Source organism: Mesorhizobium japonicum MAFF 303099 (assembly GCF_000009625.1).
Taxonomy (GTDB): domain Bacteria; phylum Pseudomonadota; class Alphaproteobacteria; order Rhizobiales; family Rhizobiaceae; genus Mesorhizobium; species Mesorhizobium japonicum.
Genome location: NC_002678.2, coordinates 3,211,735 through 3,233,229, shown reverse-complemented (window position 1 = coordinate 3,233,229; position 21,495 = coordinate 3,211,735). Strand labels below are relative to the sequence as shown.

Sequence of the window (21,495 nt, the reverse complement as noted above, 5' to 3'; positions counted from 1 at the left end):
ACTCGAAAGCGACGGCGTTTTGCCCGCTAATCCCGCTGGTCCCCACCGCCAAATGAAAAGCCCGCCACCGTTGAGGCAGCGGGGCTAAAATGGTGGGCGTCGGAGCCCGGCGGGTAGCGCTCAGGGTCGTAGTGCGACGGCGAGACGAGCATGAAATCGTCTTGAGTGCGCACAGGGATCATTCCGAAGTTGTTGCGGTAAGCGTGGTGGAACGGCAGGACGATCATGTCGTTGCTCGGCTTAATCGCCGCTGGTAGCCGATCGGCGCTCGGATCGAGCAGGGTCATATGCCGCTCCTCACAAGCACTTCCTGCGATTCCAGATCGTCGGGCCACATGACGGTTTCGCCATTAGTCGCCAGGGCATAATCCCTCTAGATCGTCGCCGTCCTCCAGATCGCAATTGTCGAGCTCAAGATCATCGATGCAACCCAGCGACGGCTCGTCGTCTGCTGTCTCCTGCAGGTCGCAATCGACCTCCATGAGATCGAGCGCGGTGATCAGCGAGATGGCGCGGTCCAGAAGGTCGTTGAGGCGCTTCTCGACAGACTGGCGCCATTGGCGCGGGTCCATACCCTTCGGCATTCCAAGGGGCTTCAGAATGGGCGTGTGGGCGTTCATAGGCCATGCTCCCTCACAAGGAACGCGAGTGCGGATTCCAGCGTGTTCTCAGCGGGAGAGCAGAGAATGCAATTCTCGCGAAGGGTGTAGCGGATTGCCTCTGCCACGCCGCGAAGGCTCGTTGCCGGTGGGCATTCATGCCAAAGTCTGTCGTGCGCCGGCCCATAGGTCGCTGTGACGAGAGCTTCCTCGTTGTCCCTAGTTATCTGACCTTCGGGAATAGCCATAAAGTCGGCCATCCACGCATGGTATGCCGCCATTGCGTCGACCAGCGGGTCGGAAACCGGTACCTGCTGTGGCGCTGCCGTGGCGGCTCCTACGGCCGGAACGGTTGCGATTGCCCCAACAAGGATGGTTCGGCGTGAAAATCTGCCGATAATGATCTGGTTTTTGGTCGGTGAAGCGCCATGCGTTCCAAGTCTCCTTCGGTTGCGGTTCCTTGGGAAACGCATTGGGAAGGAGGCAAATGGCGATGACAGATAGTCTGTCAAATCAATCAGTTAGGCGAGAAATCTGGCGGAGAGGGAGTCCGCCTCAAGATATACCCCAGGATCGTTCGTGATGGTTTGGGTCGTATTTTAAGCCGCTGATAACAAGCGTTTTTTCAAGAAACATGTCCGCTGGCGTTCGGTCGTGTTTGCCTCTTTCCGCCAGTTTGGTTTATGGTTGCCTTTATGTTTCTAGGAGGCGGGCCATGACGGCAAAGGCGAAAATCACGACAGACAAGGCGCTGGCGGTGCTTGCCGGTCCGGGCGAAATCTATTCTGACAGCATCAAAGGCACCGGGCTTTATCTGTTTGTCACCAAGACAGGCACCCGGCGGTGGGTTTTCATTTACAGCCGCCACGGTAAGCGCCGCGAACTGGCGCTCGGGGTAGTCGATGGCCCCAAGGGTATTTCCTTGAAAGACGCTCGCAACCAAGCCCGTGCGTATCAGGCAACGCTCGCGCAAGGTGGTGATCCCTGGGACGACGCGCGCCGCGAAAAGGAACAGCAAATCAAGGCGCAGACGTTCGGCGAATTCGCGGATACGTTTATTGCGGAACAGGCCAAGGGCTTCCGAAACGCGAAGCACATTGCGCAGTGGAAAATGACGATGAAGGTGTACGCGAAGCGCCTTCAACGCCTCCCCCTCGACGGGATCGAAACGGCCGACGTGCTGGCCGTGCTGCAACCTGTCTGGACGGCGAAACCCGAAACTGCGAAGCGGACACAGGGCCGTATTGAACGCATTCTTGACGCGGCAAAGGCGCAAGGTTTGCGCAAGGGGGAGAACCCGGCTCGATGGCGCGGCCACCTCGATAAGCTACTCTCTCGGCAGAGTAAGCTATCGCGCGGGCATCACGCCGCGCTTCCTTATGCGAGTGTTCCCGCCTTCGTAGCCAAATTGCGCAAGTCTGACGCGGTGTCCTCGCTGGCACTGGAATTCCTCATCCTGACAGCCGCTCGCACCGGGGAAGTGATCTTGGCCCGCTGGAACGAAATCGACGCGATTAACGCCGTGTGGACGGTTCCCGCCGCGCGGATGAAAGCCGGACGCGAGCATCGTGTCCCGCTGTCAGCACGCGCGCTGGAAATCCTAAACGCCGTAGTTCCTGTCCGCACTGCGCCTGACGGCTTCATCTTCCCAGGGGCCAAAGAGGGCAAGGGGCTCTCCCAAATGGCGCTGGCTATGATGCTGCGGCAATGCGGGGAAGATGACGTGACGGTGCACGGCTTTCGGTCGGCGTTTCGGGATTGGGCGGCGGAGGAAACCGACGCTCCTCGCGAAGTCGCCGAAGCGGCGCTGGCCCACGCGGTAGGCGACGCGACAGAGCGTGCATATCGTCGTGGCGACGCGTTGGCGAAGCGACGTGTGTTGATGGATGCTTGGTCAGCGTTCTGCACCTGACAAGTCTTGTCAGCGCTGACAGGACTTGCCAGCACTGACAAATCACAGCGAAGCAACAGATGGTGTGTCTCGTACAATAGACAGTTGTTCCAGTCGAAGTCCTGCATCGCTTTTTCGGCCGCTCTGTGAAATAACGTAAGCATCCAAATCAATACAAAAGGATGCAATTTGAAGATGCTTACCAAATTCGAGGCTCGCGCACTGGCCATTCCTGATTTCGCCCGCTGGGCGTCGATAGGCCGGTCGAAGATTTACCAGGAAATACAATCGGGGCGTCTAAAAGCCCGGAAGATCGGCGGACGGACTGTGATCGCGATCGAAGATGCACGCGACTGGTTTGACGCCAACGCAAAAGAAATTGGCGCGGCGCGCGACTGAGCTCAATCCAGGAAAAAACCCATGACCCCAACACCGGAACGGCAAGACGCTATTCCTACCGATCTCGGCAAAGTGAATGGCCTCGGAGCGACCCAAGACGAGTTGCTTTTTTACCTCCGCCAATACCCCGATGCGATGGTTTCGGGTATCGAACTCTCCACAATTCTTGGCTTTCGTGCTGACGAACACGCGGCCTTTTTTGGTCCAGGGCCAGCGCGCGACGCGCTTTTGCGGGAAGAACCAATCTTCTCTCCACGCGAAGTTAGCTTTCTCATTAACAATAAACTTAATGACCTCGCCGAAACCATCCGGCGGGAGCTTCAATACCCCCTCGGGGTGAGTGTGAGTTTTCTCGACGAAGACCTGAGCGAGGTTTTGAAAGCTCTGGCGCACCACACACTCCACCCCGCCACGGCGCTATGGGTCTCGCGGAGCCCCGTCCTTGGAGATAACGACATGCCGTGGGGGCTTTACTACAGCAACGAGGAAGCGGGTGCCCCGCGCCGCCTCGTAGCGTCTTTCGTCATCTTGAACACGCACAAGCCAAGGCGTGAACGCTGACAGCCTGACAAGCGCTGAAGGCCGACAACGCGTCGTCGGCCTTTTGCCCAAGCGCCATGTTTTCCAGCCCTCCGAGGGGCTTGCTAACACGGGCTTTCCTAAAAAGGGCTGTCCTCCACCCCCTGGCAGCTCCCTGACCGCCTGACAACCCGCCTGACGCGGGGGCTTGCTCTCCCAGTTACCCCTATTCCCTGACAACCCCTGCCGAATGGCAACCCCGCCGGACGGCAACCCCACGAAAGCCTGACATGCCTGACAGCATTACTGTCTTGAAAGAACACACCGGCCGCCGCCTCGCGAAGAAACACGTCTATCATGCTGGGGCGTGGGCGACGGAAGCATTCGCGGACCCGAAATGGTTCACCTTTGAGCAAGCCCCTGTCGGCGACATCGATGACCTTGCGCGGGTGCTTATGGAAACGGCGGCGGACCCTTCGAAGACGGTAATTCGCGGTGAACCGAACGGGAGCGCTTTTGAGAGCGTGGCGCAGAGGGGTAGGACCCGCCGGCTCAATGCGCATTTCGATGACAAGCCGCGTCATTGGGTGTGTGTCGATATCGACAAGTTTCCCGGCCCGGAGGAGATGGACATTCGGAGGGAGCCGGAGGAAATGCTGTCATGGCTCCTCCGCACACAGTTTCCCGAAGAGTTCCAGAACGTCCGCGCGGTGTGGCAGCTATCATCGAGCGCGGGTGTGAAGGGTGGCGTAAACATCATCAATATGCACGTCTGGTTTTGGCTTGACCGGCCGCTCGGCGAGGCGGAGTTGAAGGCGTGGCGCTCTATGCGGGGCTTCCCGGCCGACCCCCGGCTCTTCCTCCGCGTCCAAATCCACTACACGGCAAACCCCGTTTTTCAGGGTGCTAGCGATCCCTGCGGCGCCCGTTGGGGCTGGCTGGAGGGGGCAAGGGACTTCGTGTCGGTCCCATCAATCGGCCTCGCGAATGAGGCTCCCCGTGGCGAGGGAACAGGGTGGGGTGACATCGTGTCAGGCGACAGCGTTGAGGAAATCCTCGCTCAGATGGGCGAGGGGGAAGAACACCTGAAAGGCTTTCATGCTGTCATCTTGTCGGCGGGTATGCATTGGGCAAAGGCCACTCCCCCGTCGCGGTGGGAAGCGGAAATGCCGGCCCTCAAAGAGATGATCCGCAAGGCCGCCCGGAGCGCTCCGCGCACACGGTCTTTGCAGGACATTGAAGAGCGCTACCTGACAGACGGCGAGTTGGACCGCATTATCCGGGGAGCGACGCAGCGCGTCGTGAAGCTCTACGCGGATATGGACGAAGCGCCCGCCGAAGCGGATTACCCGTTGGAACTCCCCCTCGCAGAGGCGGAAAAGGTGCTTGAAGATGCCGCCCGTGATTTCTTCGCGGAGGTGTTGGAGCCGGAAGGTGGAACTCCTATCCATCACGCCGCCTTGCTTGCGACCCCCGGCCTCGGGAAGACCGAACGGACGTTGCGCGCGGCGGCGGCCTACGCCGAGCACTTCGCTGGGGAAGGCGGAAAGCGGCTTCACGTTTTCGTGCCTGACAACACCCTCGCGGCGGAGGTGGAGGTACGCGCCCGCGCCCTTTTCCCTGACAGCGTCAACGTTCGCTCCCACCGTGGCCGTACCGACGAAGTGCGGGGCGAAATGTATTGCCACCCCGACATGCGCGCTCACGCGGGCGTGGTTGAGGAGCTAGGTGGAAACGTCGCCGATATGGTGTGCAAGACCTGCCCCTTCAAAGCCGGTTGCGGCTGGGTTGCTCAACGGAACGACAAGAAGGCGCCTGGAGTGGTGGTCATGCCATCCGCCTACCTGACACAGAACACCGCCCGCAACTGCGACATGGCTGTCATTGACGAAGCCTTCATCCAATCACTCGACACAGGGGTCACGGTCGATCCGGCAAAGCTCCTCGCGGCGGGTGACATCGACCTGCCGGAATGGGAGCGCGATTGGCAGGAAGGCACTCTGAAGCGCCTCGAAGCGATCGATAGCCTCGCAAAAGCTCGCCAGAAGCTCTATGACGCGATGGGCGGCGGCAAACATGTCCCTACCCCTGCCCAACTCCGCGACGCCGGCTTGACCGAAGGCACAGCGGAACTCGCGAAAGACATCGAATACGGCCGCGCCGACGCGATCAAGACGAAGCTCAAGGAATTCCTCGCGGACGGGCTGACCGGTGACGCCCTCCGGGCCGCGCTCGCCTCTGTCCGCGCCCGTTTCAAAGACGCGGGGAGCAACGCGCGGGTGTGGGGTACGATCAAAGCGCAACTCTCCCCCGACATCATGACAGCCCGGCCCGACAAGCCCCTCAACGGCTGGCGGGTAACCTATTCCGCGAGCGGCGCCCAGCTTCAGGTCGGATATCGGAAGCGGCTCAAGATCGCCGACCAACCCGTGCTCGCGATCGACGCAACCGGCGATGCACGTTTGCTGAAACTCGCCCTCCCCAACCTCCGCCCTGAAGACGTGACCCGCGTACATGCGCAAGCGCCTCATATGCGCGTGGTGCAGGTGGTCGATCGCGCGAACAGCAAGACGGCTCTTGTTGGCTCCGAACGCGTCCGGGATACCCGCGAACGGGCGGACGCCCGGGCAAGGCGTCGCGACGGTATCGTTGGCAGGGTACTCGCCCTCACCGCCCCTTACAGGAAGGCAGGGCTGATTTCCTACAAGGCTTTGGAGGAGAGTGAGCAAGCAGCCGACGCGGCACGCCGTCGCGGCGAGGGGCGTCTGTTGCTAGGTCATTACGGCAACCTCCGGGGGCAAAATGGCTGGCAGGTTGTAGACGTTCTCGCGGTGGTAGGGCGCGTGGTGCCCGCTGGGGATGTTCTGGAAATGCTCGCGAGTGGGCTGTTCTATGATCAGCCGGAAGCGGTGCCCGCGAAGACCGAACCTGGCATTCAGCGGGGGTGGGGCCATTACCGCATGCGGGCGATCGCGGGCACCCCCTTTTGCGTCTCTAACGAGACCTTGGTTCACGCGCATCCTGTCGTGGAGATGGTTCGGAGGCAAATCACCGAAGCGGAACTCGTGCAGGCAGTCGGAAGGGCGCGGGGGGTTCGTCGCGGAGCAGGTGACGCGGTCGTCGTATGGTTGCTAACGGACGTGCCACTAGACACGGTGCTGATTGATGATTTGGTCACGTCGGGTGAACTCGCGGGCATGGTGTCTTTGCGCGATCGGCTCTTAGGGGAGTTTGGGGTGTTCCCGCACAATGCGCGGCACGCGTTCAAGTTCTTCCCTGACGAGTGGCCGAGTGAGGAAGCGGCGCGGAAGGAATACCAGCGCGCGAAGGGGGGAGAAACTGGGGACATCCCCTTAAGCGGACCTTCTATTATCCACTATAGGAAAGGGGATGTCCCCAGTTTCCCCTCCCGCGTGAAGTACCGGCCCAAAGGCGCTCGCGGGCCTCTCAGCACGATCGAATACGACCCGGCGCGTGTCCATGACGTTCGCGCATGGCTCGAAGCGCGGCTTGGCCCGCTCTCGCGATTTGAAATCGAACAGCAGGCGGAAACCGGTGAAATCCCGTCTACTCACCAACCTAACGTTGAGGAAACAGAACACATGCCACGTAAGACCAAGACCAAGACCACCGAACCGGCGCTAGAACCGGCCGAAAAGAAACCGCTGCCGGCCGCCACCCGCGAACAGATCGAGGCTGTCAAAGCCAAGCTCCGCGCGGGCGTATCCCCCACCGAAGCGATCAGGCAACTCCGGCCGCAGACTGTCCAACAGTGAACAATCTTGGTATCAGTCCCGCATCATGGTTTTAATATGAAAGGAAAATTCCGTGGCTAAACACCTCTGGAAACCCGGCGTCTCAGGCAACCCGAGCGGTCGCCCAAAAACACCCGAAGAAGTGAAGGAGATGCTCCGCGCCTTGACACCCAAGGCCGTGCAAAGGCTTGGTGAAGCGCTCGACGGCGACGACCAAAAGCTCCGCGTGACGGCGGCACAGGAAATTCTCAACCGTACGCTGGGCAAGCCCCACGCCACGTTTGACGTGAGGGCAACCGTTGACAACAGCCACGCTCATCTCCAGGCGCTTGTCTCGCTGACAGCGCTCGCTGCCTCTCCGAAGGTGGCCAAGGTGCTGACTGTCGACGCAACGCCCGCGCTACCCACGCCGCTTACAATCGAGAGTGACAGCTAACGCTTGGGAAAAAGGGCGCTGATCTACTGTTTCGCCAATGACTACCGCAGACGCGGTCAACGGCTTCCTCGGCCATGTCCCGCAGCACGCTTTTGATGGCACAGCCTCGCCGACATCCTCCGCTGCGCGAAATGGTGACCTCGCCCATCTGCAAGCGCGCTGGCGGCGGCCTATCTCGCGCTGCCCGTGGTGTTCTATTTCAAGGCGACCGGACTGCCGATCCCAGACCCTTCCGACGATAGGACTACACTGGCCGCCGCGTTCCTCATCGGCGTAAGCGCTATGTGGATCTCAGATATCCTGTTCGAGACGATTGTGCGAAAGTTCAGGCCGGAGGCGGCGAAATGAAGAAAAAGTACTCTTTATGTTTCCAGAATAGATCCAAGTGGTCGTAATCGGCTGCCAGCAACCGCATCAGGAAGCCCTTTAATTTTGTTGCAGACTTATTTACGATTCTTGGTAAGAGTGTGCGCTACCGAAGGCGGTGATGGGGGGGCTCTTGCCGATACCAGGCTTTAACGGCAATGGCTTGATGCCACCGTTCATTGGTGGTGACGCGACTTCGGCCAACCGATCGCCATACTTTACCCATATGACAGAAGTGGTTGAAACGTTTGGAACGACTGCCGAGCGGCGGTCTTTGCTGAGAAATCTGATCAGCTACCGCACACTGCTAGCCGAGGAAGGCTATGTGTCTGGGGTCCAATTCATCGACGGAAGCTTTGTGGAAAATATCGAGTTGGCTGCGAACCGGCCTCCGAGCGATATAGACGTGTTCAGCATTTTGAACCTGCCTTCCAAATATGTCGGTGCCGCACCTGAACTATTGCAACAGGGTGAAGCTTTTTGGCGCGACAGGGTTGCCAACCGCGAGCATAACAAGGAGCACCTGAAGCTCGACACATATGCACTGCTCGTAGAAGGGACGCCCCTTGGCGACATGCTGCAAGCGGTTATGTATTGGTATAGCTTGTTTTCGCATCAGAGAGACACCTTTGCCTGGAAAGGGTTTCTTGCAATCGTGGTAGACCCTGCCTCAGATCAGGCAGCCGCCGCCATGCTAGGGGAGGCATAATGCCGACGCTTCTCTCCCTTGAGTCGCTCGAAAGCGACCGGCAGTTTGTTGAGCGTCAGCGGAACGAGGCCGGCCAAGGAGCTTGGGGGACCTCCCGCTTAATGTGGGAAAATAGGCTTCGTGAGCTCGATCTGCGAATTGCTGAGTTGAAAGCCAAGAGCAATAGCTACGCCAGTGTGGCACTGATCTTTGATGGTTTGCCAGTGATCGGGCAAGGAGACATACGGCTCGATTTTTCGACGGACGCCCTGAATAGCTATCAGAGGATGATTTCGGTCGCGCTTGCGTCCCAGGCTGGCGAGGATCTCCCTGAGCGCGGCCCGATTAAGGGGGCAGGCAAGGGTAAGCTTTTCATTCGGGACCTGGTGAGAGGGTCCATGGGTTTCATGCTTGAGGAAATCGCACCAGATCAGCACGAACTTGTCGCCACCCCGCTGAAGCAGGCTGTGGAAAGTGCCACAGCGCTAATTGGAGCAATGACGAACGAGCAGTCAGATGAAACTTTCGACGACATTCTCGCAAACACGCAGCCGCGAATGATTGCGGCCGTGCAAAGGTTTACAAAAGTTTTGCAGGAAGCTGGCGCTAGCACCCGTATTGTTGGAGATGAGCACGCTCTCGCTCTGACAAATGCAGACGTCGGCATTCTCTACGAGCGCTTGAATGCGGTCGAGGTCACCGAGGAAACAGAATTGGTCGAAGGGACCCTCTTAGGTATATTGCCCGACGCTCACCAATTTGAATTGAGGCTTCAGGGTGATGCGGGGACGCTGAAGGGCAATGTCGCAGACGACCTTGCGGTTAAATACCTTGCCGATTTGCAGTTCAAGGATACACTACTCCTTAAGCCAGTACGAGCATCGATCACTTATATCCGGACGTCTCGCAACGGAAAATTGATCAAGGAACACAAGCTCCTCCAGAACCTGGTTCCACTGGTCTAAGGCCAAAAGCTATAGCCGAGGTATCAGTGTTGTCAGGCGGACTCCGCTATGAGCCTATAGACGCTGGCGCGCCCTATCTTCAATTCCCTGGCTATCTCGGTTGCGCCTTTCCCCTTATCGCGGAGGGCGCGCACCTGTTCCGCGTCGATTGAAGCCTTGCGGCCCTGATAAACGCCGGCGACCTTCGCCTTGGTGATGCCTTCCATCTGGCGCTCGCGGCGGAGATTGGTTTCGAACTCCGCGAAGACGCCCAGCATATCTAGGAAGGCTTTCCCGGCGGCCGTGCTGGTATCAATCGGCTGGTCTGTCGCTTGAAGGTGTGCGCCTTTCTCGCGAAGGCGGCGCATGATCGTCTGCAAATCGCCGACGCTCCGCGCAAGGCGGTCAATGCGCGTCACTACCAGGGTATCGCCAGCCCGGAGAAAATCAAGGAGCGTCGCCAGCTCTGCCCGCTTGTCCATGCTCGTGCCGCTCCGCTTTTCCGCGCGGATGACTTCGCACCCCGCCGCTTTCAACGTCGTGGTCTGGATTGATAAGTCCTGGTCGGTCGTGCTTACGCGGGCGTATCCGTATTTCATTGGTGCCGGCTCCGAATTGTCTCGTTTGGGTTTAGACCCTCAATACGTACTGTCTCATATTGCGGACGTCAACCCTAATAAGACGCTTTCCGCGTCTCGCCTCGCTGTCTTGTCAGAGTATACCCAAAAGATACAGCATTTCACCGTGCATGACATTGACAGCCGCTTGTGCCCCGCGTTCTATTCGACCTAGGGTTAGGAGCAGGGGGCATCATTGAAATCCAAGGCCATTGCGCTCGCGCTATCGTGCGGGCTTGTGTCAGCCTGTGCGGCCAGCAGCGCCATCCGGACATCGGCCAGTACGGAGATTGTCCAAACCTCGGCCGCGCCAGTCTGCGGCGGCATCGGTGCCGCGCGAGTCGCGCAAAAGCAGGCGGCAATTGACACTCTCAAGGCCGGATATGATCGCTACATCATCTATGACGCGGCGGCGAGCAACGATGTCCGCGTGACTCAAATGCCGGGCAGTTACCAGACGATAGGTACCGCCTCGGTGAATGCGAACATGGCGACGTTAAACGCCAACACACAATACATCCCTGGTCCTACTATTGTGTCAGGCGGCCACCACCAATCGCTCGGGGTGAAGATGTTCAAAGAAGGCGAGCCGGGCGCGGCCCAGGCGGTTTCTGCTCGCGACACGCTCGGGCCGGATTGGCAGAAGCTCTTGAAGGAAGGCACGGTCCGCACGTGCACGTGACGACGACTGTCGGCCTGCCTGCGCCCTTTGAAAGTCCCCGAAGACCCCCCGCCGGGGCCAATGCAGCGGGGCGCATTAGTAATCAGCACCCTCTGGCGCTACACACCCCCCGCCCAGGGGTGCGCCTTCGAGGTGCCGCGAAGCGGCCCAACGGGAGGCGGCAACCTCAGCGTCGGGCCTCACCACCAACGATCACAGAAGGATCGAACATGGCGGCCGGCGAAGCTATCTTTCACCGATATTGTAGGAGCGCATGCTTTCGGACCTCCAGTCCCCGAACCCTGCCAACAGCATAGCGGTGCGGGCTCGAGCAACTGACCGAGCGCGACAGACGAACATTCTTCGGCTGGTGGTCGAGGGGCTGAGCATCACGGAAGTCGGCTGGCGCATGGAACTGCATGAGAAGACCGTCAAGTATCATATGACCGGCGTGCTGTCGAAACTGTATGTGAGAAACCGCACCGAGGCTGCCCTGATGCTGCGCGAGGCGCGACGGTGAAAGAGTCGATTTCGTTGAGCAGTTCATCGTTCCGCGCGGGAAAGGATCGCTCCATGTTCTCGCACATTTCTGGACCATGCCCGAAGGCCTGCTCCCAAACTCTCGATAGAACAAACGATTGGGCCTATCTGGTCAATGGTGGCCGCGACACAACAGGCATAGTGCTAATTCAGCGAGCAGGCGTAAAGCTTGAAAAGCCCCCGATGCACCGGTCTTCACTCACGAAATTTCGCTTCCTCTGGCTTGATCAAAACCTCGGGTCAGCGTTCAATGATCGGGTGGTGACACTCAACGATGCGGCCATGTCCTGGTGATCATCCCTTTTATTCGTACCGTCCGGGTGAAAGCAATGTCACAATCTGCTGTAGAGCTCAATCAGGCGTCATCCTTGAGGCAACTTTTGGAAAAATTTGGGGATAGTCTCTGGAATGACGGTGCCCACAGGACTAATGTCTTTTCTTTTATTTTGGAAGCTAACGAAATTTTGCTGAACTGCCAGTTCCAATCATTTTCCTATACAGACCTAGAAAAAATTCACTCAGTACTGCACCAACGTGGAAACAGCGTGGCTACTATCAACCGAAAAACAATGGCACTTAGTAAGCTATTGCGAGCCGCATTAAAGGCAGGCTCCGTGAAAGCAATTCCGGAGTTCCGTAAGCTGGAAGAGCCTCCTGAAAGGATAAGGTTTCTAACGGATCAAGAGGAACTGTCCATATTCAACCATCTAAGAGAAATTTCTATAGAATACTATGAACTTTCAGTGGTCCTTGTTGACACAGGCGCAAAAACAAATGAAATAATCAATTTGAAGTGGGAAGATATTTCCGCTGACATCAAAGAGATTCATCTTTCCCGAGGAAAAGGAAGGTATGAAAGGACTATTCCAGCATCCTCTCGCCTAATCGAAATTTTGGCGCCCATCAAAAAAAAGGCGTCAGGACCGGGACCATTTAGCGGGATCGAACAACACAAATACCGTGCCGCTTGGAATGAGGCTAAGGTACGGGCTGGCCTTGGTGATGAAGCGGGCGTTGTTCCCTACGTCCTACGCCATACGTGTGCATCGAGGTTGGTTCAAGGGGGCGTGGATTTGCGACGGGTACAGCTATGGCTTGGCCATCGCACTCTAAAAATGACGATGCGCTACGACTACCTCTCGACTAATCACCTCGACATCTGCGTCTCTGTTCTTAACTCAAGACACTCGTCGCGCGGGGTCACGGCCGAGGTGCCTGCACGAGGTCTGGTATGACTGATGAAACGACGTCTGAATTCCTTAGGAAAATCCAAGGCGAGGTTGCAAGTCTGGTGGCAGGGGAGGTTGAGGTTATCCTGGCTCAATATAATGACGGCATGCGAAGACAGGGGCGGATTTCCGCCGGGCTGGTAAGCGGCCTCGTCGCCGCTGCGATGTTAAGCCTTCCGAGAAAACAGCATCAAGCTATCTACGCGATGCAGGGCGAATTAGGGGAGTTTGCAAAAAAATTCGTGGCCGAGCTCGCCAAAACGGCGATGACTAGGTTTCGCGATGAGTCCGACCAGGAGCAGCCAAAACCAGATCATGCTATCCTTCATGAGGAACAAAAAAACGAACTCAGTGCTATGGTGATAGAAAATTGGGCTGGGCCGGTGGCGGGACCAACTTTCTTGGAAGCGACCTTCGGTATACCCAGATCCACCCTTTATAGGTGGCAACGGCGCAGCGAGGTTATTGCCCTGCTAAAGGGGAGGCGAAAGTTCGTTTTTCCTTTGACGCAATTTGTCGATGGCAGACCGGCAAAGGGCATCGGCGACGTTCTTTCTATTATCGGGCATCCGAGAACCGCCTGGTTTTGGCTCACCCATCCATGTACCAATCTCGGCGGGCGTCTGCCCATCGAAATGCTGCGAATGGATATGGTCGACGCTGTTGTGGCTGCGGCTCGTGACGATCCTGTCGCGAACCCGCACGCGGATGCCTGATGCCAAGTCCCTAAGCCCTAAACCTGCGTCTGTGTGGATCTCAATGATCCTCTCACCAATACGTCGGGCTACGAGAACCGCCGCTGAAGTCTCCCTGCTAAAGGGGTATTTATTAACCAGACATTACCGGGTGCGTTCAATCCGTGTCATTTCTGCAACAAGGTTCGCCGATAGCAGCCCACCAGCCCCTTCGCATGTACGATCGTTGTTGAACAGCGCCGGCTCATGGGTAAATGTCCATTGCGAAGGAGCGGCGCGGTGCGCATCTTTTTCGGTAGTGGGGATGGGGCAGGGAACGCTGTCCTTCAGCAAAGAATACCCAGACCCTTTTTTTAACACCCTTTCTGGAGGTCAGAAAATGAACATTAAGAGCCTTCTTCTCGGCTCCGCTGCGGCCCTGATCGCAGTTTCCGGTGCGCGCGCCGCCGACGCCGTCGTCGTCGCTGAGCCGGAACCCGCTGAATACGTCAAGATCTGCGACGTCTACGGCGCTGGCTACTTCTACATCCCCGGCACCGAAACCTGCCTGCGTATCGGCGGCTATGTCCGCTATGACATCGCCGGTGGCGATGTCGGCTCGTTCGACGGTTCAAAAGCGTTCGACGTGCGGTCCGGCAAGGAACAGTCCAACTGGCACAAGAACGCACGCCTTTCGCTGAGGACCTGGACCGGTCAAGAGACTGAGCTCGGCACCTTGAAGACCTATACCGAGACCCGCTTCAACTTCGGCAACCACAACGACTACGCCACACGCACCAATGGGAACTTTAATGTCGCGCACGACAAGGGTGTCTCGCTGAACTTCGCGTGGATCCAGCTTGGAGGTCTCCGCGTCGGTAAGGATGAATCGGCCTTCGATACGTTCATCGGCTACGCCGGCAGCGTCATCAACGACACGATCGTTCCCTACGGCGACTTCGACACCAACGTCGTCCAGTACTACTTCGACGCCGGCAACGGCTTCTCGGCGGTGGTCTCGTTGGAAGAAGGCTCCGGCAGAAAGGGCACGATTGACAGCTATGTTCCGCATGTCGTCGGCGGCGTGAAGTACACGCAGGGCTGGGGCGCCATCACCGGCGTCGTCGCTTATGACAGCAACTACGAATCGGTGGCCGGCAAGGTGCGCTTGGACGTGAACGTCTCCAGCGCGCTGTCACTTTTCGTCATTGGCGGTTACGGCTCTGACGGCAAGCTCAACGACGACTCGACCAACTTTATCGACGCTCACGGTCGCGGGTTCTACAAGCAGTGGGGTGGCAATTGGGCATTCTGGGCCGGCGGCACCTACAAATTCAACGAGAAGGCCTCGTTCAACGTTCAGGTGTCGGGTGACGAGCTCAAGAACTATGGCGTGGCGGCTAACGTTGCCTATGACATCGTTCCTGGCTTCACGGTTACGGCCGAAGTTGACTGGGATCACTATGGCAAGTTTGGTGAGATCACGACCGATCCATCCAATGTCAACTGGACCAACGCCGACAAGAAGAACAGCGTCGGCGGCATCCTCCGCTTCCAGCGCTCCTTCTAACAGATTTCGGATCGTCGAAATCGGAACCCGGCGGGCAACCGCCGGGTTTTTTCATTTGCTAGTACAAGCTGCACTACTATGCGAGCGAGTCACGACTTATCAGGTTGCGCTTTGCTGGGGGCCAGGCCGTCGGACGCGAATTGGGGCAGGCCAGAAGGCCGACCAATCTCCGAAGCTACCGGTTAGGTCTCGGCAAGATCGCCCAACGATTCGATCAGAGACTGGATTTCGCTTTCATAATTTCTCCAGCGCTTAATCGACGATGTGTAGATCGGCTGGCGAACCTGCCAGCGACTATAAGTATTTACAGAACCCTCTCTATCAAAAAAGCGCAGACAGGCATCATCCCAAGGCAGCCCGAGATAATCTATGAGACGGCGCGATTGTTGCTCCTGATTTTCAATCAACGCCTCATAGCGATTTTCGAAGATGCGGCCTGGTAGAACCTTGTTCCAGTGTCGCATCAAACGGTCATATTCCCTGTAATAGAGCCCGAGAGTCTGCAGGTCGGCGCTGTAGCTGTGCGCTTCATTGAACCGCAGGACGAAACAGGAGATGCAATTGTCTATGGCATCGCGGCGACAATGAATGATACGCGCGTTGGGAAAGAGAATGCCAATCAGGCCAATCAGCTCGAAATTGTGAGGCATCTTGTCGACGATTCGAAGCGCATCTGGAGCCCGCTCGCGCAGATAGGCAAGGTGCTCCCCGGCCAAAGCCCTAGTCAGATCGGGAGTAAACGTCGCGATTGATTCGGCGAAATTCGTGTTGGAGCGGTTCGCGAGGCCGATCCCATTGGCGACCCGTCTGAGCTTGCCGAGCTCGCCGGCCCCGTGAACATTGGGATGGCTGGCGCAGATCTGCTCGGTCAGCGTCGTGCCCGAGCGAGGCATGCCAACAACAAATACAGGCGCGTCCGAGGGATTGCCGTAAGCGGCCCTTGAAGCGAACAGTTCCGGGGTGAAGGTTTCGATCATGGCATCGATCCAGCGACGATAGTTTTCCAGATCGAACTTATGACCCCCGGCTTGATTCCCTTTCTTGTAGTGAACCATCGCCTCCTTGTAACGGCCGAGGTCGTTGAGCACTTTTCCGGCGGCGTGATGGAGCGCCGATGCGTCTTCCGATCCAAGATCCGGGTCTCGAAGCTCCGCCAAGATCGACTCTAGTTCGGGGGGCTCTTCGGTGAAGTTGCGCGTTTGTACAAGTGCACCGTAAGCGGTCGGTAACGCGATGCGCCGGTCTATCGCCTCTTTCAAAAGAACCGCAGCTTCGTCCATGCGACCGAGACTTGCGAGAGCGTAGGGCAGCCCCAATCGGGCCAGAGGATGATATCGGTCAATCTTGAGCGCCTTTTCGAACAGCGGCAGTGCCAATTCCCCCTTGTCAAACTCATTGTAAGCATCGCCCAAGGCGCAGAGCGCTTCCACCAGATCCGGCTTCAAATCAAGGGCCTGCTGAATGTGCCTGATCGCCGGTGTGAATTCGCTGACTTTTAAATAGGTCTCACCAAGGCTAAGGTGATAGTAGGGATTTTGAGGCTCTTCTGCCACCGCCCGAGCGAAATACCGCAAGGCCTTCTCGTTGTCGTATCCAATGCCGAGGGTACCCAGGATATAATAAGCCAGCGGATGGTTTGGCGTACGTGCAAGGACGCGAAGGCAAAGTTCCTCTGCCTCAGGCAGTCGCTTAGCCTGCTGTAGCTCGAGAGCCTGTCTCAACAGCATGTCATCAGCCTGGCTGCGGGGCGGGCTGGCGTTTGGCTGGGCTTTCGGCAGTGTGGCCTTCGGCATTGCCACCTTAACCGATGGTTGAGTTTTGAGGTGCTTTGCCCAAGCGGGCGGCAATCGGTTTCTCATTCCGTCTTGCTAACAAAATCGACAGGAAGAATCCAGTCGAGGAGTGCTGTCAAGGCGTGATGGGCAAGCTGTACTGATGGTGTGCGCACCTAACAAACTTGTAGCGAAGCCCGCAGTTTTCGTATAATGGTGACATAGAATGTCATTCCGTATTTACCTGTTTCTTACTAAAATTTGCTTCAAGCGGGAGGATGGACAATGCGTGTGTCACGTCGAGCACTTCTCTCGATGATAAGCGCAACTGTCGGATGCGTTGGGCTTGTTGGCGCTGCAGCGGCTAGAGGCGGAGGCGGAGGCGGAGGCGGAGGCGGAGGCGGTCATGGAAAGGGTCATGATAGCGCACCAAGCCTTCCCAAATGTCCCAAGTCTAAAAAAACCAAAAAGACCAGCGCGACTGAGTGCAAATAGTCGGTCCCACTAAGTAAATCTGTTTTGGTCTTTGACTGAGTATCGGGATGGCTTCAACGTCTTGGCCCGCGTGCCGATCCTCGCGCGATGCGCTGCCCGAACTACTGCCATGGAAATGGAAGCGGCAATCAACGGCTTCCGCCAAGAACACAACCAGCAACGCAAACCCTTCTCTTGACCGCCGCCCCGACAAAATCATCGCAGCCGTCAAAACTCGAGCGCCCGCCTAACAGGCCTTTAGTCATTCATTTTTTTGTGAGAAACGCCTTGCAGGCCGGGGTGAGTTCGTTGAGGTGCTGTTTAAGGCAGCCTTGCGCCTTAACATCATTGTCCATGTGACAAATCCGCTTGGCGTCAACTCTACAGGGTGTCTTATAGGCATCCTTCGCTAATGCGGCGTCGGTGAGAAAAAGCGAAATAGACGCCAGAAGCGCTAGTTGAAGCGTTTTTCCATTTTGCATGACTGTTCCCCATTTTAGAAATGAGCGCAGAGGCGCAGACATTTATATACGGTATCCCTAATAATTGAAATCCCCCCAAAAAGGGTAGTGAGTAAGTTTGAAATGTGAGCCTGCTCGTGGGTTGTGCCCTGCTGGGCGGGTGAAGCGCGGGCGCTGGCGCGGAGCCTTTGGCATAGCGCAGCGCGAGCGACCGTCGCGGATTGAAGGTGCTGGCGAACTCGGCCGGTGTCTGTCAGGCGATTTGGGAGTGCGGCCGCGCGGTGTTGTAGTCGGTAACGCCACAGGGCGATGGCTACGCGCGCCTGAGCCAGCGAGGTAAACAGCGTCTCGTTGAGCAGTTCATCGCGCAGTCGGCCGTTGAAGCTCTCGATGAAGCCATTCTGCATCGGCTTGCCGGGCGCAATGTAATGCCATTCGACGCGGTTCTGATCCGCCCAGGAGAGGATAGCATCGCGGGCAACCCGCATGCCCGAGAGAGACGTATCAACGATGAGTGCCAGGCACCTCTCTCGTGCGATCGTCGACGACGGCCATGATGCGGAAGCAGCGCCCGTCGGTGAGTTGGTCCGATACGAAGTCGAGCGACCAGCGCTCGTCGGGCCTCAGCGGCACCAGCATCGGCGCCCTGGTCCCAATCGCCCGCTTGCGGCCACTCGGCGAGCTTCTCCTCCCGATAGAGCCGGGGCCCTCCCGCCTCAGCATCACGAGAAGACGCCGGAAGCCGAACCGGCGACGCTCCTGCGCGATCGCCTTCATCCGCTCGCGGACCTCGCCGTAGTCCGGCCTGCTGGTCTCGTAGCGAACCGTCATGCGGCAACAGCCGATGGCTTTGCACGCCCGCCGTTCGCTCATCCCGAAGCCTTCCTTCAGGCGAGCGACAGCTTTCCGCTTGGCCGCGCGGGCGTCACCATTAATGGGATGACCCGCTCCTCCCGCAGCATCATCTGGGCAACCACACCAAAGGAGGCTGCAATGTTCCCACGCAATGCGCCGCGCCCTGCGGCCGTCTATGGAATTGATATCGGCAAGAACATCTTCCACGTCGTCGATTTGGACACCCAGGGTGAGCCAGTCCAGCGAGCTCGTTTTCGACGCGACGGGTTGCTGCAGTTCTTTGAGCGGCAGCAGCGCCTGTGATCGTGGGGATGGAATCGTGCGCGGGATCACAATGGATCGCCAGAGACTGCAGGCACTGGGGCACAAGGTTCGCATGATTCCAGCGCAGTTCGTGAAGCCACATGTGAAGTCGAACAAGAGCGACATCATCGATGCCGAGGCCATAGCCGAAGCTGCAACGCGGCCGACGATGCGGTTTGCCGCGATCAAGAGCGAGGAGCAAGCCGACCTCCAGGCGCTGCATCGCGTGCGCGACCAGATGATCGGCACGCGAACGCGTCTCATCAATCAGATGGGAGCATTCTGCCTGGAATACGACATTGCATTGAGACAAGGAGCGGGCCTGTTCAAGCTCGACTTGCCACTGGTTCTCGATGACCTTGAATGACCTCTCGCCGGCATGCGCAAACTGCTCATGGACCTGTTCGCTGATCTGCGCCAGTTGGAGCAGCGCATCAGCGACGTGACGAGGGGAGATCGAGGCAATTGCCGATCGAGAAGATGTTGCCCGCCGGCTCATGACGATTCCAGGGATCGGCGCATTGGGGCCACGGCACCTCTAGCGGCCGATGGGAGCGGACGCCAATTCCAGATGGCCCGTTATCTGGCCGCATGGCTGGGGCTGGTCGCTTGAGAATACTCGACCGGAGGCATGCAGAAGCTACTTGGCGTCAGCAAGCGCGGAAACCGCTATGTCCGCAAGCTCCTGGTTCACGGAGCACGATCGTGCTTCCGTCATCTGGATCGAACGTGGGATCGGTTGGGAAGCTCGCTTGATGGCCTTCAGAGCCGGATGCACCCGAACAAGGCCGTTCGCACTTGCCGCTAAGATGGCGCGTATTGTCTGGGATCCTGCATTCGCCTAACGCCTCCGGCTCGATTGCAAGGCTTGGGAATAGTGATGACGAAACAGTGGATCAGCATGCCGCAAGCCCTGTGCAAAAAAGCGGGCTTCGTGCCCGAACCATTTATTGGGAACGGCGAGCGCGGATCTTCTCACGGGCCTGGCTGCAACCGCAGTCCACTCGCGAGAGGCCGGATACATTTAGGCAACTGGAATCGTCATTGCAACGGGCGGGGCGGACCATACATTCTTTCCCACCAGATCCTTCAAACCGGCATTGTCGAGCATAGCGTCGGCCAGAAGCCGCTTCAGCCGCGTGTTGTCGTCCTCCAGCGCCTTCAGTCGCCGAGCCTCGGAGACATCCATTCCGCCGAAGCGGGCCTTCCAGTTGTAGATCGAAGCATCGCTGACGCCGTGCTTCCGACACAGATCGGCGACCGAGACCCCGGCCTCATGCTCCTTCAAAATTCCGATGATCTGCTTTTCAGAGAAGCGGCTGCGCTTCATGTCCTGGTCCTCTCGATGGCCAGAACGAACTTCAAACCGGATTATATCGGAGGGGCAAGGTCATTTCGGCTTATCTCTGCTTTATGGTCAACCTTATGGTTGACAGCAGAAATCTGGAAAAATCCAATTAAATCAATGGTATCTGGCGGAGAGGGAGGGATTCGAACCCCCGATGGGCTTGCACCCATGCCGCATTTCGAGTGCGGTGCATTCGACCACTCTGCCACCTCTCCGCGGTCATGGTCGGCCGTTGCCGGCGCGGCGCACTAGATAACGGCTGAACGGGCAGGTTACAAGGCCAAATCCACCGATATTTGGCTTGCCGTCTGGCCTGCCGGGCAAGCAGCTGAAACAGGGCAGGTCTTTGCAGTCGAGCCCATGCGGTTTCACGGGCAACCGCGCATCCTCGCCGCCAGGCGACGGCGACGCCGGGCGCTCATGTCGACATGCCCGGTCTTTGCCGGCCAATAACTGTCCCGGCAATGGCTGTTGTCTTGACTCCCACGCAACCTTCGGTTAGGGACAGCGCGCAATCGGCGTGGAGGGTTCTTCCGCGCCGCTTGTTTTTTGAACCCGCAGACTGACAAAAAGACGGCCGAACCGCCTCAGGCGGTTCATCGAGGCCGACCGAACAGCGAAAGGCAAAAAATGTTCGCAGTCATTAAAACGGGCGGTAAGCAGTATCGCGTTGCCGCCAACGATCTCCTGAAGATCGAAAAAGTCGAAGCCAATGTCGGCGATATCGTCGAGATCGGCCACGTGCTCGCGCATGGCGAGGGCGAGAATGTCACGTTCGGCGCGCCGTTCGTCGATGGCGCTCTGGTTACCGCCGAAGTCGTCGAGCAGGGCAAGAACCGCACGGTCATCGCTTTCAAGAAGCGCCGCCGCCAGAATTCGCGCCGCAAGATCGGCCATCGTCAGCTTTTGACCACCGTGCGGATCTCCGAGATCCTGCTGGGTGGCGCCAAGCCGGCCAAGAAGGCCGCCGTGAAGGCGGAAGCCAAGGCCGAGGTTGCTGCCGAGGCTGCGCCGAAGGAGGCCAAGGCCAAGAAGGAAGCTGCCCCCAAGGCAGACGTGACGGCCGAGACGGCCGCTGCGCCGCTTTTCAAGGCGCCGAAGGGCGAGCCGGACGACCTGACCGTGATCAAAGGCATCGGCCCGGTCGCCGCCAAGGATCTCAACGAGCAGGGCATCATTACCTTCGCGCAGCTCGCCAAGCTGACCGACAAGGATGTCGCTAAGATCGACGAGCACATGCCGTTCAGCGCCGACCAGATCAAGGACTGGCGCGAGCAGGCCAAGGAACTGGCGAAGAAGTAATTTTTCCGGCGAAACATCCGCCGGATCGGACTTGAAACGGAACGCGAACGCGTTCATAAGGCCTTTTAGGCGCCTTGCGGCGCAACGGAGTT

The 21,495-nt window shown here is 58.1% G+C and carries 18 protein-coding genes, 1 tRNA gene and 3 pseudogenes; 14 read left to right on the top strand and 8 right to left on the bottom strand.

Annotation, left to right across the window (positions count from 1 at the left end; genetic code table 11):
* Nucleotides 1–26 precede the first annotated feature (26 nt).
* Together MAFF_RS16885 and MAFF_RS16880 are read right to left on the bottom strand one after the other, a co-directional pair.
* Nucleotides 27–287, bottom strand: coding sequence for a hypothetical protein (locus tag MAFF_RS16885; protein WP_044548398.1), 261 nt, complete (start codon nt 285–287; stop codon nt 27–29).
* A gap of 63 nt (nt 288–350) precedes the next feature.
* Nucleotides 351–620: a hypothetical protein gene (locus tag MAFF_RS16880; RefSeq protein WP_010912141.1), complete on the bottom strand. Its 270-nt coding sequence runs from the start codon at nt 618–620 to the stop codon at nt 351–353.
* Between the two features lie 694 nt (nt 621–1,314).
* Here MAFF_RS16880 and MAFF_RS16870 point away from each other — a divergent pair.
* The 7 genes from MAFF_RS16870 to MAFF_RS16835 all read left to right on the top strand — a co-directional run bounded on the left by MAFF_RS16870 (nt 1,315) and on the right by MAFF_RS16835 (nt 9,618).
* Nucleotides 1,315–2,511, top strand: coding sequence for a tyrosine-type recombinase/integrase (locus tag MAFF_RS16870; protein ID WP_010912139.1), 1,197 nt, complete (start codon nt 1,315–1,317; stop codon nt 2,509–2,511).
* Nucleotides 2,512–2,685: 174 nt separating this feature from the next.
* Nucleotides 2,686–2,889, top strand: coding sequence for a helix-turn-helix domain-containing protein (locus MAFF_RS16865; RefSeq protein ID WP_010912138.1), 204 nt, complete (start codon nt 2,686–2,688; stop codon nt 2,887–2,889).
* A gap of 21 nt (nt 2,890–2,910) precedes the next feature.
* The gene (locus tag MAFF_RS16860; RefSeq protein ID WP_044548396.1) at nt 2,911–3,450 is read left to right on the top strand and encodes a hypothetical protein; all 540 of its coding nucleotides are present in this window, start codon (nt 2,911–2,913) and stop codon (nt 3,448–3,450) included.
* A 248-nt stretch (nt 3,451–3,698) separates the two neighbouring features.
* Nucleotides 3,699–7,184 carry a hypothetical protein gene (locus tag MAFF_RS16855; RefSeq protein ID WP_010912137.1) on the top strand — a complete coding sequence of 1,162 codons (3,486 nt, stop codon included), beginning with the start codon at nt 3,699–3,701 and terminating at the stop codon, nt 7,182–7,184.
* A gap of 52 nt (nt 7,185–7,236) precedes the next feature.
* A complete protein-coding gene (locus tag MAFF_RS36650) occupies nt 7,237–7,599 on the top strand; it encodes a DUF5681 domain-containing protein (protein ID WP_010912136.1) in 363 nt (120 codons plus the stop codon).
* A gap of 499 nt (nt 7,600–8,098) precedes the next feature.
* On the top strand, nt 8,099–8,674 hold the full coding sequence (locus tag MAFF_RS16840; protein ID WP_244420802.1) for a DUF6932 family protein: 576 nt from the start codon (nt 8,099–8,101) through the stop codon (nt 8,672–8,674).
* Nucleotides 8,674–9,618 (top strand): hypothetical protein, encoded by a 945-nt coding sequence (locus MAFF_RS16835; protein ID WP_010912132.1) that lies wholly within the window; start codon nt 8,674–8,676, stop codon nt 9,616–9,618. Before MAFF_RS16840 ends, MAFF_RS16835 begins: the two co-directional genes overlap by 1 nt.
* A gap of 32 nt (nt 9,619–9,650) precedes the next feature.
* On the opposite strand, the gene MAFF_RS16830 is transcribed toward MAFF_RS16835, so the two are convergent.
* Nucleotides 9,651–10,196: a recombinase family protein gene (locus tag MAFF_RS16830; protein WP_010912131.1), complete on the bottom strand. Its 546-nt coding sequence runs from the start codon at nt 10,194–10,196 to the stop codon at nt 9,651–9,653.
* A 214-nt stretch (nt 10,197–10,410) separates the two neighbouring features.
* Between MAFF_RS16830 and MAFF_RS16825 the strand changes: the two genes are divergently transcribed.
* The 5 genes from MAFF_RS16825 to MAFF_RS16810 all read left to right on the top strand — a co-directional run bounded on the left by MAFF_RS16825 (nt 10,411) and on the right by MAFF_RS16810 (nt 14,888).
* Complete coding sequence (locus tag MAFF_RS16825; protein WP_044548395.1) at nt 10,411–10,896, top strand: hypothetical protein; 486 nt, start codon at nt 10,411–10,413, stop codon at nt 10,894–10,896.
* Between the two features lie 253 nt (nt 10,897–11,149).
* Nucleotides 11,150–11,395 (top strand): helix-turn-helix domain-containing protein, encoded by a 246-nt coding sequence (locus tag MAFF_RS37750; RefSeq protein WP_010912129.1) that lies wholly within the window; start codon nt 11,150–11,152, stop codon nt 11,393–11,395.
* A 310-nt stretch (nt 11,396–11,705) separates the two neighbouring features.
* A complete protein-coding gene (locus tag MAFF_RS37745; protein WP_244420801.1) occupies nt 11,706–12,650 on the top strand; it encodes a tyrosine-type recombinase/integrase in 945 nt (314 codons plus the stop codon).
* Entirely contained in the window at nt 12,647–13,360 is a 714-nt protein-coding gene (locus MAFF_RS16815; RefSeq protein ID WP_010912128.1) for a hypothetical protein, read from the top strand. Before MAFF_RS37745 ends, MAFF_RS16815 begins: the two co-directional genes overlap by 4 nt.
* Nucleotides 13,361–13,718: 358 nt before the next feature.
* On the top strand, nt 13,719–14,888 hold the full coding sequence (locus tag MAFF_RS16810; RefSeq protein ID WP_010912127.1) for a porin: 1,170 nt from the start codon (nt 13,719–13,721) through the stop codon (nt 14,886–14,888).
* Nucleotides 14,889–15,070: 182 nt separating this feature from the next.
* Here MAFF_RS16810 and MAFF_RS16805 read toward each other — a convergent pair whose 3' ends face one another.
* The 3 genes and pseudogenes from MAFF_RS16805 to MAFF_RS16800 all read right to left on the bottom strand — a co-directional run.
* Entirely contained in the window at nt 15,071–16,747 is a 1,677-nt protein-coding gene (locus MAFF_RS16805; RefSeq protein WP_010912126.1) for a tetratricopeptide repeat-containing sulfotransferase family protein, read from the bottom strand.
* Between the two features lie 653 nt (nt 16,748–17,400).
* On the bottom strand, nt 17,401–17,616 hold the full coding sequence (locus MAFF_RS39770; RefSeq protein WP_162034341.1) for a hypothetical protein: 216 nt from the start codon (nt 17,614–17,616) through the stop codon (nt 17,401–17,403).
* Between the two features lie 145 nt (nt 17,617–17,761).
* A pseudogene (locus tag MAFF_RS16800) lies at nt 17,762–18,513 on the bottom strand (integrase core domain-containing protein); the annotation flags it as partial.
* A 75-nt stretch (nt 18,514–18,588) separates the two neighbouring features.
* On the opposite strand from MAFF_RS16800, the pseudogene MAFF_RS16795 reads away from it, so the two are divergent.
* Nucleotides 18,589–19,598, top strand: a pseudogene (locus MAFF_RS16795) (IS110 family transposase).
* 221 nt (nt 19,599–19,819) lie between these two features.
* On the opposite strand, the pseudogene MAFF_RS16790 reads toward MAFF_RS16795, so the two are convergent.
* Nucleotides 19,820–20,083 (bottom strand): annotated as a pseudogene (locus MAFF_RS16790) (transposase); the annotation flags it as partial.
* A gap of 143 nt (nt 20,084–20,226) precedes the next feature.
* A tRNA-Ser gene (locus MAFF_RS16785) sits at nt 20,227–20,316 on the bottom strand.
* Nucleotides 20,317–20,731: 415 nt separating this feature from the next.
* Between MAFF_RS16785 and MAFF_RS16780 the strand changes: the two genes are divergently transcribed.
* Nucleotides 20,732–21,403, top strand: a complete 672-nt coding sequence (locus MAFF_RS16780) for a 50S ribosomal protein L21 (RefSeq protein ID WP_010912121.1) — start codon at nt 20,732–20,734, stop codon at nt 21,401–21,403.
* The last annotated feature ends 92 nt before the right edge of the window (nt 21,404–21,495 follow it).

Coding starts and splice junctions, on each gene's coding strand:
- MAFF_RS16885 (WP_044548398.1), bottom strand. CDS start 287: ATGACCCTGCTCGATCCGAGCGCCGATCGGCTACCAGCGGCGATTAAG.
- MAFF_RS16880 (WP_010912141.1), bottom strand. CDS start 620: ATGAACGCCCACACGCCCATTCTGAAGCCCCTTGGAATGCCGAAGGGT.
- MAFF_RS16870 (WP_010912139.1), top strand. CDS start 1,315: ATGACGGCAAAGGCGAAAATCACGACAGACAAGGCGCTGGCGGTGCTT.
- MAFF_RS16865 (WP_010912138.1), top strand. CDS start 2,686: ATGCTTACCAAATTCGAGGCTCGCGCACTGGCCATTCCTGATTTCGCC.
- MAFF_RS16860 (WP_044548396.1), top strand. CDS start 2,911: ATGACCCCAACACCGGAACGGCAAGACGCTATTCCTACCGATCTCGGC.
- MAFF_RS16855 (WP_010912137.1), top strand. CDS start 3,699: ATGCCTGACAGCATTACTGTCTTGAAAGAACACACCGGCCGCCGCCTC.
- MAFF_RS16835 (WP_010912132.1), top strand. CDS start 8,674: ATGCCGACGCTTCTCTCCCTTGAGTCGCTCGAAAGCGACCGGCAGTTT.
- MAFF_RS16830 (WP_010912131.1), bottom strand. CDS start 10,196: ATGAAATACGGATACGCCCGCGTAAGCACGACCGACCAGGACTTATCA.
- MAFF_RS37750 (WP_010912129.1), top strand. CDS start 11,150: ATGCTTTCGGACCTCCAGTCCCCGAACCCTGCCAACAGCATAGCGGTG.
- MAFF_RS16815 (WP_010912128.1), top strand. CDS start 12,647: ATGACTGATGAAACGACGTCTGAATTCCTTAGGAAAATCCAAGGCGAG.
- MAFF_RS16810 (WP_010912127.1), top strand. CDS start 13,719: ATGAACATTAAGAGCCTTCTTCTCGGCTCCGCTGCGGCCCTGATCGCA.
- MAFF_RS16805 (WP_010912126.1), bottom strand. CDS start 16,747: ATGAGAAACCGATTGCCGCCCGCTTGGGCAAAGCACCTCAAAACTCAA.
- MAFF_RS39770 (WP_162034341.1), bottom strand. CDS start 17,616: ATGCAAAATGGAAAAACGCTTCAACTAGCGCTTCTGGCGTCTATTTCG.
- MAFF_RS16780 (WP_010912121.1), top strand. CDS start 20,732: ATGTTCGCAGTCATTAAAACGGGCGGTAAGCAGTATCGCGTTGCCGCC.